Annotated in this window: 11 protein-coding genes; 4 read left to right on the top strand and 7 right to left on the bottom strand. The window is 38.2% G+C overall.

All coding sequences use genetic code 11. The annotated features are described in order from the left end of the window. Positions 1 to 174: 174 nt before the first annotated feature. Entirely contained in the window at positions 175 to 570 is a 396-nt protein-coding gene (locus AC5YDM_RS03075; protein WP_496150675.1) for a YbaN family protein, read from the bottom strand. A gap of 103 nt (positions 571 to 673) precedes the next feature. Here AC5YDM_RS03075 and AC5YDM_RS03070 point away from each other — a divergent pair, with 103 nt between their 5' ends. From AC5YDM_RS03070 to dapE, 3 genes are all read left to right on the top strand, one after another. After that, on the top strand, positions 674 to 1588 hold the full coding sequence (locus tag AC5YDM_RS03070) for a DUF1853 family protein (RefSeq protein ID WP_496150674.1): 915 nt from the start codon (positions 674 to 676) through the stop codon (positions 1586 to 1588). 118 nt (positions 1589 to 1706) lie between these two features. Further along, positions 1707 to 1856: an entericidin A/B family lipoprotein gene (locus AC5YDM_RS03065; protein WP_496150673.1), complete on the top strand. Its 150-nt coding sequence runs from the start codon at positions 1707 to 1709 to the stop codon at positions 1854 to 1856. A 194-nt stretch (positions 1857 to 2050) separates the two neighbouring features. Then, on the top strand, positions 2051 to 3184 hold the full coding sequence (gene dapE, locus AC5YDM_RS03060) for a succinyl-diaminopimelate desuccinylase (protein WP_496150672.1): 1134 nt from the start codon (positions 2051 to 2053) through the stop codon (positions 3182 to 3184). Positions 3185 to 3254: 70 nt separating this feature from the next. On the opposite strand, the gene AC5YDM_RS03055 is transcribed toward dapE, so the two are convergent. The 6 genes from AC5YDM_RS03055 to pilG all read right to left on the bottom strand — a co-directional run bounded on the left by AC5YDM_RS03055 (position 3255) and on the right by pilG (position 11811). Then, the gene (locus AC5YDM_RS03055; protein WP_496150671.1) at positions 3255 to 3707 is read right to left on the bottom strand and encodes a hypothetical protein; all 453 of its coding nucleotides are present in this window, start codon (positions 3705 to 3707) and stop codon (positions 3255 to 3257) included. Further along, positions 3707 to 8227: a hybrid sensor histidine kinase/response regulator gene (locus AC5YDM_RS03050; RefSeq protein ID WP_496150670.1), complete on the bottom strand. Its 4521-nt coding sequence runs from the start codon at positions 8225 to 8227 to the stop codon at positions 3707 to 3709. The genes AC5YDM_RS03055 and AC5YDM_RS03050 overlap by 1 nt, the downstream gene beginning before the upstream one ends. 149 nt (positions 8228 to 8376) lie before the next feature. Next, entirely contained in the window at positions 8377 to 10446 is a 2070-nt protein-coding gene (locus AC5YDM_RS03045; RefSeq protein ID WP_496150669.1) for a methyl-accepting chemotaxis protein, read from the bottom strand. Between the two features lie 43 nt (positions 10447 to 10489). Then, entirely contained in the window at positions 10490 to 11026 is a 537-nt protein-coding gene (locus AC5YDM_RS03040; protein WP_496150668.1) for a chemotaxis protein CheW, read from the bottom strand. 3 nt (positions 11027 to 11029) lie between these two features. Beyond that, on the bottom strand, positions 11030 to 11398 hold the full coding sequence (locus AC5YDM_RS03035) for a response regulator (protein WP_496124513.1): 369 nt from the start codon (positions 11396 to 11398) through the stop codon (positions 11030 to 11032). A gap of 29 nt (positions 11399 to 11427) precedes the next feature. Then, a complete protein-coding gene (gene pilG / locus AC5YDM_RS03030) occupies positions 11428 to 11811 on the bottom strand; it encodes a twitching motility response regulator PilG (protein ID WP_496124512.1) in 384 nt (127 codons plus the stop codon). Between the two features lie 272 nt (positions 11812 to 12083). Between pilG and AC5YDM_RS03025 the strand changes: the two genes are divergently transcribed. Continuing rightward, complete coding sequence (locus tag AC5YDM_RS03025; RefSeq protein ID WP_496150667.1) at positions 12084 to 12719, top strand: hypothetical protein; 636 nt, start codon at positions 12084 to 12086, stop codon at positions 12717 to 12719. Positions 12720 to 12742 lie beyond the last annotated feature (23 nt).

The following is a 12742-nucleotide window of genomic DNA, read 5'->3' as shown; positions in this document are numbered from 1 at the left end:
AACTTATTAAAGTGAATAGCAAATTGATAGTAATCACATTTGAAAAATATTAATCAAAAATCTAAGCAAAACGATTGAACAGAAAATGAATGACCTACGAATTAAGCTTAAATCATTAAATTATTTTATACATCTTAATTGGTTTTTTTAAATGATTTTAAGCACGCACGCCATTTATTCATTTTTTTCGATCTGTATATTTTCATTTTGTTTTGGCTTTTCAGGACGCGACCACAACCAGATTGCAACGATCAACATCGTCACATCGGTAAATATTTTTACCATTAAAGGTGCTGTAGTCAGCAACATTAAGATTGCACTACATAACATCATAATGCTCGCAAACCATTTAGCCTTGCGAGGCACCGTGCCATGTTCACGCCAATTTCTGAGTGTGTGTCCATATTTAGGATGATTGAGCAACCAAGCATCCATCTGCGGCCATCCTTTAGATGCAGCCCAAGCTGCTAGGATCAAAAATACTGTTGTTGGCATGCCGGGCAAAACCGCCCCTATAAAACCTAGTACCACAAATACAATCACTAGGCTGCGCCAAAACAATATTTTCATACCACAACTCATTCAAATGAATCTCATCAGTATATATGTTTTTATGGCAGAATCTGTTTGTAAATTGCTGTTCTCGCCTATTCTTATGGTCTTAGAGTCTGTTATGACGAATCTTTTTGAACCTTGGTTATCTTTCAAACACCCTTTAGTCAGACAACTGGCATTTGTCGTTGCTAGCCCAAGTATTTTGCGAGAAATCCCAGATGATTTAGTGTTGAAACATAATTTTGAAATACATAATGATCTTTTTTGGCATCAACAGTTTGCTCAATATCAAGTTCGCTTAAGACAACTAGACCAAAACCCCAATGAACTGATTGAATTTGTCGCACAGCTCAAAAGCACTCGTTTAGGATTAAGATTCGAATATCTCATGTGGTTTTGGTTGCAGGACAATGCATATCACGATTTTCAAATCATCGGTCATAGCATTCAAATCATTAATGGTCGTCATACCGTAGGTGAACTGGATTTTTTAATCCTAAACCGTACCACACAGCAAATCGAACATTGGGAAGTAGCGCTTAAATTTTATTTATCTGAACCCAGCTTATTACTTAAAGATTGGTACGGTTTAAATCGAAGCGATACTTTACTCAGAAAGCTCAATCATTTCTCTCAAAAACAGTTTCAATTTGATCATGTTGAAGTGAATGATCAAAATTATAAAATTGATCGAAAATTTGCTGCACTCAAAGGACAGTTATATTTACCTAGACAGCCTAAACATCGTAATAAACCGCTCCACTCTATTTTAATTGAAGCTTCAATACCTCCCTCCACATCTCATTCAATACCCGACTGGGTGAATCCATCACGACGAATAGGACATTGGGGTTATGATATTCAAGCTGATTTTTATCGTGTAGAACGTCAAGAATGGATTTGTGCTCAAGAGTTTCAAAGCTCTCCAAATGCAGTGTGGTGGTACGATGGGTTATACCGACATTATCAAACTTTAGAAGACTTTATGTTTCGTCAAGCAGAGTATATACATAGCACTGTAAAAATCATGTAACTGGTTGGTGATTAAAATACACACAATAACATTCGAGTAATAAAAAGCTCATACTTTTTTAAAGCATACATTTCTATGCTGTTCATACATCAGAATAATTTACAAACTGGAGATGATGATGACAAAAATATTAGCTGCTTCTTTATTGGTTGCGTTCGCTTTAACTGGTTGTAATACTTTTAAGGGCGTGGGAAAAGACGTTTCTAAAGCAGGCGATGCTGTAACAAACACTGCTGAAAAAACTTCAGAAGAAATCCGTAGAAACTAATATTGAATCAAAGCTATCAATGAATCTCCGTATTCATTCATAGTGGCTTAAAACGATTCTACAGTTTTTCAAAAACCTTATCTTTGATAAGGTTTTTTATTTATCTAGCAAATAAACAGCTTCAAAAATATACATTATCATTTAGATAGTGCATCGATTATGATAACTAAAAATATTGACTTGAAATCTCTCCAATGACGCAATCTGCCACCTTAGATTTAAGCTTACAACTCTTACGTCAACCGTCTGTTACACCTGAAGATCATACTTGCCAAACCATTATGGCTGATCGCCTGACTAAAATTGGTTTTAACATCGAAAATATGCGTTTTGAAGATGTTGATAATCTTTGGGCACGTCGTGGGACTGAAACACCTGTATTTTGCTTTGCAGGTCATACTGATGTTGTACCAACAGGTAAATTAGATGCGTGGGAATCAGACCCATTTAAACCTGAAATTCGTGATGGTAAACTCTATGGTCGTGGTAGTGCAGACATGAAGACTGCCTTGGCAGCAATGGTGGTTGCCTCTGAGCGATTTGTAGAAAAAAATCCAAACCATAAAGGTTCGATTGCCTTCTTAATCACCTCAGATGAAGAAGGTCCATCCATCAATGGCACAGTTAAAGTTGTTGAAACCTTAGAAGCTCGTAATGAAAAATTAACTTGGTGCTTGGTTGGCGAACCATCAAGTACCGATACACTGGGTGATATCGTTAAAAATGGTCGTCGTGGCTCACTCAATGCCAATTTGACTGTAAAAGGCAAGCAAGGTCATGTTGCCTACCCTCACCTAGCAATTAATCCTATTCATACTGCGGCAAATGCGATTGCCGAGCTATGTGAAACTGTTTGGGACAATGGCAATGAATATTTCCCTGCCACAACTTTCCAAATTTCAAACATTAACTCAGGAACTGGTGCAACCAATGTTGTTCCCGGCACACTAAATACCTTATTCAATTTTCGTTATTCAACAGAAGTTACAGCTGAACAACTCAAAGCACGTACTTTAGAAATTTTAGATCGTCATGGTGTTGAATATGATATTGAATGGACACTATCAGGCTTACCTTTCTTAACGCCTGTAGGTGAGTTGGTCAATGCTGCACGTACTGCGATCTTGAACGTTACAGGCACTGAAACTGAATTATCGACTTCTGGTGGTACATCTGATGGACGTTTTATCGCCCCAACGGGCGCGCAAGTGCTTGAATTAGGCGTTTTAAATGCAACCATCCATCAAATTAATGAACACGTCAATATTGATGAATTAGAACCATTGGCTGAAATTTATGAGCAAATTTTAGTTGAGCTATTAGCTTAAATCGCACTAAATAAAAAAGGGATGCTTAATCATCCCTTTTTTATTGCGTTTAAAAACGACTGGTTTTGACTTATGCAAATTTCGACTGAATGTATGCCAAATCAGGTACGTGAAATAATTCAGAACCAATACGAACATATTGCATAATGCTTTGATCCTCAATAATCAAATCATCATCAACCACTTCAGAAATACGAATACGAATAGATGTCGGCATTTCTTCACACATCAAAGCGAAACGCTGATCAATCTCTTCACCTTCAATCACCAGCGCTACACCCGCCTTACGATCTGGGTTATTGACATGAAATACAGGTAACTGTTTATCATGCCATTCAACGTGATTCACATGCGTTTGGCTGTCCAGTGCAGACAAAACCACATTTTGAGGCAGTAGCATCGGTGCTTTTGCAAAACACTGAATAATATAGGCATCAATAAACCCTGTAGATACCGTAATTAAATGCTGTAACTCTTGAGTCTTCGCATGATCATTTGCATTTATCGTTAAATTTTCAGTCATTATGCTTCTCTACCGGCTTGCAAAGCAGCTGTAATATTTTCTAATAGATTGGCTTCTTGGAAAGGTTTACCCATGTAGTTGTTTACACCCAAACTAAATGCGCGCTCACGATGCTTCTCACCTGTTCGTGATGTAATCATGATAATTGGTAACTCACGATGGATTTCGTGATGGCGAACCAAGTTCGTCACCTCAAAACCATCCATTCGAGGCATTTCAATATCGAGTAACATCAAGTCAGGTTTCACATTTTCCAACTGCTCAATCGCATCCACACCATCTTTAGCCGTAATTACATCATAGCCATGACGTTCAAGTAAGCGCGTCGTTACCTTACGAACCGTTACTGAGTCATCGACAATCATCACCAATTGACGGTGATCATTACGACGTGCATGAACACGTTGTTCAACTTTAATTTCTTCACGGTTACTTGCCAAGACTTGACGTGCAATGCTCTGACCATCAAGGATCAGACATACTTGACCATCACCAAGAATCGTCGCACCCGAAACAGCCGCTACTGACGAGAATTGCTCACCAATCGGCTTCATGACAATTTGAGAACGTGAACCAATCAATTGATCGACAAGTAATGCAATGGTGTTACCCATATTGCCTTTGATCAATAGAACAGGCAGTGAATGTGCTACACCAGCGAGCTTAGGAACAGCTTGATGTGCTACAAATTCTGCCAAGTAACGTAATTTGTAGCTTTGATTGTCAATTTCAAAGTGATCTTTGTTACCACCGAAGAAGTCTTCCAAAGCAGCAGGTGAAATACGAACAATACGGTCAATTTGAGCCAACGGAACAGCAAATTGCTGATCGCCCACTTTCACCATTAGTGCATCACTTACTGCTACTGTGGTTGGAACACGGATGGTAAACACCGAACCTTGACCAATTTTAGATGCAACCGAAACTTGACCACCAAGTGACTTAATGCCACTTTGCACGACATCCAGCCCAACACCACGACCAGAGATCTGCGTCACTTTTTCAGCTGTAGAGAAACCTGGGTGGAAAATGTATTGGATCACATCTTCATCAGTAAGTGTTTGATCCTTTTTAATCAAACCTAGATCAATCGCTTTGGCTCTGATTTTAGCTGCATCGATACCACGACCATCGTCTTTAAATTCGATGACAATATCTGTACCTTGGCGACTAATATCAAGCTCAATCTTACCTTGTGTAGGTTTCTTAATATTTAAACGTTCTGTCGTCGTTTCAATACCATGATCTAGCGCATTACGTAACATATGCTCAAGCGGTGAAACCAACTTCTCTAGAATGGTACGGTCCAACTCACCTTCAGTGTTATTCACTAAAAGTTCTGTTGGTTTATTCAACGTTGTAGAAACTTGGCGCACCAAACGTTGCAAACGAGGTAATAAACGCGAGAATGGTACGAGACGAGCACGCATCAAACCTTCAGAAATTTCAGCTTGAATACGTGATTGTTGCAATAAGATACCTTCAGTATCTTTAATCTTCTCAACCAAGGTTGATTTAAAGTCAACCAAATCCGATGCTGATTCTGCAAGTGACTTAGATAACTGGTTAATAGAAGAATATTGATCCATTTCCAACGGATCAAAGTCTTCATAGCGACCGTCTAAATCACCGTGTTTGGCAATAATTTGTGATTCAAGCTCACCATCCATTCGGCGTAGCTGATCTGCTAAACGCTGAATCGCAAGTTCCATATCGGTCAGCGTATTACCAAGATGACTCAAATCCATCTCAATACGCGAACGGTTAATCGCATTTTCACCCGATAGATCGATCATTTTCTCGATCAAATCAGCTGAAATACGAATCATCTCATCGTTTTGTTCAGCATTAGCATCTGCACCTAACTCACCCATCATAGAAGGTGGCTCAGTACCATCACCTTGTACAATCTCAACCGTATATTGATCAGTCAATGAATCTGCACGAGTGAGCTTCTCAGGTAGCTGAGCTGAAACATCCGTGTATTGAATGTTTTCAAGGCTGGTTTTCAGCGAAGTGAAGTATTGGAAGTTCTCTTCAAGAACAGCGCCTTTAATCCAATTAAATGCAGATTCCAATAGGGAATCGTAAGCATTTGAATTAAAGTTATGCAGTGCAAATTGTTCAAAAGCCGTTTCAAGTTCATAGGCAATGTCTGCGACTTGCTCCATTTGAACCATTTTTGCGCCACCTTTTAAGCTGTGCGCAATACGTTGTAATTGAAGTAACAAACTACGATTACTACGTTGCTCAGCCCATTGAGGTAGAAGCACTTTAGCTTCTTGAATCAGCTCTTCAGCTTCCTCAGCAAAGATCTCTTGAGCAATACCTTCAACAGAATCATCTGGTACATCAGCCGACAATGATGGCGAAATGATGCTAGCTTGAGGCTCAGATGTGAATTCAAGTAAATCTGTTTCTAAATCAACAACAGGTTCAATTGCTTGCTTTTCTTCAACAACAGTTGATGTATCTTTCGATAATACTTCTGGATGTAAGGTATGCGCTGGCACTTCCACTGAAGAAGGCATGCCCACATAACCAGGCTGTGGTTGTACGATATTTTGAAGTAAAGCAATCGTATAATTCGCTGGATAATCTGTACGTTCTTCACGAATAATTTGCATTCGATCTGAAATATCATCCTGAACCAAACGAATTGCAGCAACCAACGGTTCTGTAGTTTCAAGCTGATTATTAATGATGCGCTCATAAATCGTTTCCAACTCATGTGCGATCAAACCAATATATTCAGCTTGAACCATATTTGCGCCACCTTTCAGTGTGTGCAAATGACGCATTAAATTATTTAGAGCAGTCGTATCATTTAGATTTTCAGACCATGTATTCAGATCTTCATCAATCGAAACCAAAATTTCATCTGCTTCTTCGATAAAGATATCCAATACATCATTATCAAATGCACGGATGGCTTCTTCAGAATCAATATCTTGCTTATCCGCAACCAATTGAGTTGCAACAAAAGATAGGTCAAGAATATTAAATTGAGACGATGTATTTGCAGACACATCTAAAGCAGGCTTAAGAGCTTCAACGTAATCAATATCTTGTTGTAGATAAGTACTTAATTCATCAATCGTCTGTTTTGCATCATCACTTAAACCAACGCGTTGACCTGAAGCTAAAGTATCGAATAAGTGAATAAATTCTTGATGTGCACGACCAAACAATTCAAAAATATAGTTGGTATTGAGTAGGTTTTGATTACGCAATACAGAGTCGTAGCTCGACTTCAAAGCCAAGCTATATTGATGAATTCCAAGTGCAGCACGATTATCCGTATGTTCAATAATCTGCTGTGCTTGTTGACTTAATTCTTCAAAATACGCTGGGTATTCATTTTGTGCACGCTGATCAAAATCAAGTTCAGTATCAAGTAAAATATCAATATTGAGACTCATCAATTGAGTCAACATATCAGGACCTGATGCCAACTGCTCTACATGACTTGCTTGGAAGTCATATAAATCCCAGGCTTGATCAAATTTCTGCTGAACTTGGACAAATCGTTCAGTTTCATTGGTATTGATACGAATCAAATATAAATAATCTTGAACATATTCAACATAAGTAGTCAGCAGTACTGTCTCATTTTTTGAAGTTTCAGTATCACTTTTCACCAATGATTTGAATACTTCTTCCACTTTACTGCTGGATTCAAAAATGTCATTAACTTGTGCCATTGAAGAACTACCACGCAAGGTATGTAGTGCACGAATCAACTGATTATATTGATCAGCAGAGTGATGATCTAACTTCAAGAATGATTCTATCGTCTTCACATGCTCCTCAGATTCTTCAATGAAGATCGACATGGTTTCAGAGAGTGGCGCATGCTCAACAAGCGGCATTTCTGCGATGACAGTTTCTTGTGTTTCTAGATCACTTTGAGTTGTTTTGGCATCAAAGTTAAATTCAAATGATTCTTCACCTGGAATCAAATCAGACGATTGAGAATCCTCTACATCTGTACCGATTTCCAAGCCAGTGACTGAATCTTCATGATTTAAACTGATCGCTAAACCTAATAGTTCTTCTAATGCAGGTTCAAGGCTCAAGTTTTGTTGTAATTGTTGACCAAGTAAAACCAATGGACGTAAATCTAAACTATGTTCACGTCTGTTTTTAAAATCTGGGTATAGCTTGTACTGGTAAAGGTTAAATACCGTCATCACATACTGAAGTACGTTAGACGATAACTCTACATTTTTTGCAATAACACGATTTAAAGTATCTTCAACTGTCCATGCCAATTCGCCCGAATATTTAGCACCCACCATTCGGCCAGAACCTTTTAAAGTATGGAAGTTACGTCGAATCGTAACCAATACTTCATCCTGACTTGGTTTCTGCACCCATTCGTTCAGTAAAGGCTGTAAAGTTTCAAAAATTTCTTCCAATTCATCGACAAAAATTTCTAAAATTTCAGCATCCTGATCAAGATATTCATCTTCAGGCAAAACAGTCGAATCGACTAAATGTTTTAATATTTCTTTCATAGCTCAGGCTTCTATGCTTAGTCTCTAATCCAGAGACTAGAACCTATTAACTTATATATCCAATGCTAAAAACATCGAATCAAAAATTATCTTTAACTCTGTAGCCCCCATCTTATGATGAGGGCTACTCCCCAAAGAGTAGCTAACGATTAATCTGGTAACTTGAAGTTCGTTACCGATTCACGTAGTGAGTCAGCCATATTCGCCAACTCAGACACTGAACGAGCTGTATCGAAAGTCGCTGTTGTTGTTTGAGAAGTAATCTCTTGAACAACGTTCATCGTATTTGCAATATGACCCGCAGATGCCGACTGTAGTTTCGATGTTTCAGAAATGTTGGCAATGAGTTTTTCAAGCGTATTCGATACCGTTTGAATTTCATCCAAGGCCACGCCCGCATTCTTCGCAAGGTTCGCACCACGTACAACTTCCGACGTCGTTTGTTCCATTGAGATAACGGCTTCGTTAGTATCGGTTTGAATCGTTTTTACCAACGTTTCAATCTGTTTCGTTGCAGACGCAGAACGTTCCGCAAGACGCTGTACTTCATCCGCAACCACGGCGAAACCACGACCTGCTTCACCTGCCATCGATGCTTGAATTGCAGCATTCAATGCCAAGATGTTCGTTTGATCGGCAATATCGTTAATCAACGATACGATGTTACCAATCTCTTGAGAAGATTCACCTAGACGCTTAATACGCTTCGATGTTTCTTGAATCTGTTCACGAATCGTGTCCATACCTTGAATCGAGCGGTTTACAACATCAGCACCATTCGATGCAATTTGTACAGAACGTTGTGCTACTTCAGCAGACTCTTCCGCATTCGCAGAGACCAGATCAATAGACTGTGCAATTTCGTTAATCGCTGTAGATGCACCTGCAATTTCTTGCGCCTGATGCTCAGATGCTTCAGCTAACTGATGCGTAATCTGTTGTGTATCCTGGGTATATTGTGCAACTTCTTGCGACGTTTCATTAATACGCGATACAAGATCACGTAATTGGTCGATCGCAAAGTTAATCGAGTCGGCAATTGCACCTGTAAAGTCTTCAGATACTGTTGCGTACGAACTCAAGTCACCGTCTGCCAAATCGGCAATCTCATCCAGTAAACGTAAAATTGCATTCTGGTTACGGTCATATTCGTCTTGTAAACGCATTACACGGATTTGATCCGACTGGCTACGTAGAACAAGTAATTTAAATACGCTGTATAAGAACGCAATCAAAGCGATCAACAATAAGAAACCAGGTAAAATCGTTTTTAAACCTGAATTAACTTTAAGCTTATCTAAACCATCTAGAAGAGGATCAGATTGAGCTGAAATATTTGCAACAGCTTGACGAACTTTGACAATTTGTTCTGAGTTAGATAGTACAGATGCTGAACCCGATTTAATAATCGTGTCGTAGTCACTTTTAATACTTTTTAACGACTCACGAGCTTCTTCATTCTCTACTCGTGCAACACCCAGTTCAGGATTACCATTTAACTGTGCATTCACATACGAACCAAAAGTTTCAATATCTGAGTTAAAGTCATCTGCAGAACCACTTGCGCTATCAGTCCCACTCAATACAGAACCGATTGAACGTAAAATACGTTCCGCAATAAAGACTTGGTTTTTACCGATAATTACTTGGCTACTTGGCACATTATTACGCGCCATTTGATCGACCATTAAGTTATATTCAGCCTGCATCCCTGGAATCGTTTCTTTGATTGCAAGGTTGGTGTCATATAACTGATTAATGATTTTTTGTTGAGATGTGATCAGATTAATATCTTTATTCACACCACCCCAAATCTGTTCAACTTTCGCTAAATCATCATTACTTGAATGAATGCTTTGAACAGTTTCAAGGTTTGTAGCAAATTCTTTTTGTGAATTCGTTAAAGCTTGAATGGACTCTTTTGTACCTGAAGACATAGCTTCCGATGCTTGGCGAGACATTGTTTGCGATAATAAACGCAACTCACCCATACTACGTGTTAAATCGTTATTACGAGGTACACTGTAGAATAGATACAGTAAGATCAAAACTGAAACCAACAAACTGATTAGACCTAATTGTAGATAAGATCTCGTTTGTTCTGTATCGCCAAACAATTTAGAAAATTGATCGACTTTTGCTTTCAGTTTAGTCACAAATACTGAATTACTCTGGTGAGTATTCTCACTTGCATTTTTCTTGTTCAGTTTAAAGCCCATCCAGCTTCTCCCCATTACGTGACTGATTAAGCCTACGTCAAAACTAGTTTATAAATTTTTCTGATGCGTTCATGTATTGTGGGTCATTTAACAACCGACTGAACATAAAAATATTCCAAGCATGATTATGCTGCTGGAAATACCCCTGACAGTACGGCTTAAGCTTTTCATCTATTTGTTTATTTTCTGAAAAAAAGCTTTTTTTATTAAAATGTTGTATCCCCAAAACTTGATCAACAATCAAACCAACATAATGATCATTATAGCTAATGCATAAAACTTTTTGAGTCGGTACGAACTGAGTTTTTTGATCTGAAATATAATTTGCCAAATCGGAAACAGATAGCAAACGACCACGAATGTTTGCTAAACCTTTCACCCACCCTTTCGCCATTGGAACCGGCGTACATTCGGGAGGGTAAATCACTTCAGATACTTCACCTAATGGGGCAACAAAATATTGCCCCAACATTTCAAATGCAATGCCTGACCATCGGTTTACTTCTTTATCATTGCCTGCGTAGTTTTTATTGCCACGCTTGGACAACCGAAGCAATTCGATAAATCCATTTGCTGCCATATTTTATCCCACAGTGAGATATCGTTTTATCACACTAATCAATTGACTTTCATCGATTGGCTTAGTTAGGTAGTCACACGCACCTTGCCTCTTACCCCAAACACGGTCTGTATCTTGATCTTTAGTACTGACAATCACGATAGGTATGTGTTTAGTCGTAACACCTCGAGCAATTTGACGTGTCGCCTGAAAACCGTTTACACCAGGCATAACAATATCCATAAGGACTAAGTCTGGTAATTCAGCTTGAGCAAGCGTTACGCCATCTGCCCCATTTGATGCTTCAATCACATCAAATCCATTTTTATTTAATATTTCTTTAAATCGAAACATTTCAGTTGGTGAATCATCAACAACAAGAATACGCGCCATTTTTTTCCCCAATAAAGCAATGTCGTCTTTTATGCAGTTACATGATTACGTATAGCATTTAATAATTCGTCCTTACTAAAAGGCTTCGTTAAGTATTCATCAGAACCTACAACACGGCCTTTCGCTTGGTCGAACAATCCGTCTTTACTCGACAACATAATGACCGGAATGTTTTGATAATTTTGCGAGTTTTTAATCAATGCACAAGTTTGATAGCCATCTAAACGTGGCATCATGATATCCACGAAAACGATATCAGGATTTGCTTCTGCAATTTTTGAAAGCGCTTCAAAGCCATCGACAGCTGTTACAACATTAAACCCCTCGCGTTGTAACAAAGTTTCAGCTGTACGACGAATGGTTTTTGAATCATCAATTACCATGACTTTAAGATTTTGAAGTTTTTCGTCCATCTAATGACCCTTCCCAGTGAGCTGAATTAAGCAGAGCTGAACTAATTTATTTTTACAATAATCGTCGTTTTTTAACATATTTTTACTATCTTTTTCAATGTGCTTTTCTTTCAGTAGCGTTAATGTGTCATAAAGGAAAATAAAAGAGTTAACCCGTTCATATAAATTATGTAATATTTTCGAGTTATATATTTATAAATTTAAACTAACACCCTAAAATAATTAAGTTAAAAGCTAAAATAAAAAACTCTTTTTCTTTTTGTGGGGAATAAATGTCCAAATTTTTGAATTATTTTGCTACATCTGCATTCCTTTCTCCTTCGAAGCAAGTTTATGTGCTTTCTTCAGTTTTGTCTATTTTTATAGCGTCTGAATGTTTTGCAAACAAAGCGGTATGGTATCGGTATTATGACAAAAATGGTACTGCCAATATCAGCAGTACAGTCACGCCTGCACATATTCGTAATGGTTATGAAGCGCTAGATGCGAATATGCAGGTCATTAAACGCAATAAAAGTTTCAATTCAGAATTGGACCAAAGCCAATCTCATATTCGCGCGCAACAAGCACGTCAACGCGAACAAGATATGAAATTAAAAAGAGCCTATGGAACAAGCAAAACTGCTGCGATGAAACGCGATGAGTTGCTCAAAAACTACAACAAGCAAATTGCACTGCAACAGCGTCAACTCAAGCAAATTCAAAAAGATCGTATTATGTTTAAACGTCAAGAAATGGAACATTTTCGTAAGGGACAAGCGATCCCGAATGACTTAAAAGATCGTTTGAATTACAACATGCAAAACATTACCAATATCAAAAAGAATATTGAATCTTTACAATCTGACTATCGAAATACGCAGACTCAATACGCCACAATAATAAATCGGTTAGAAACCCTTGAATAAAAAAGGCTTTATACATGAGTAAA

The sequence above is a fragment of the Acinetobacter sp. CY81 genome (genome assembly GCF_059515925.1).
Note: the sequence above shows the minus strand (reverse complement) of the source record. Positions and strands in the feature narration are given on the sequence as shown.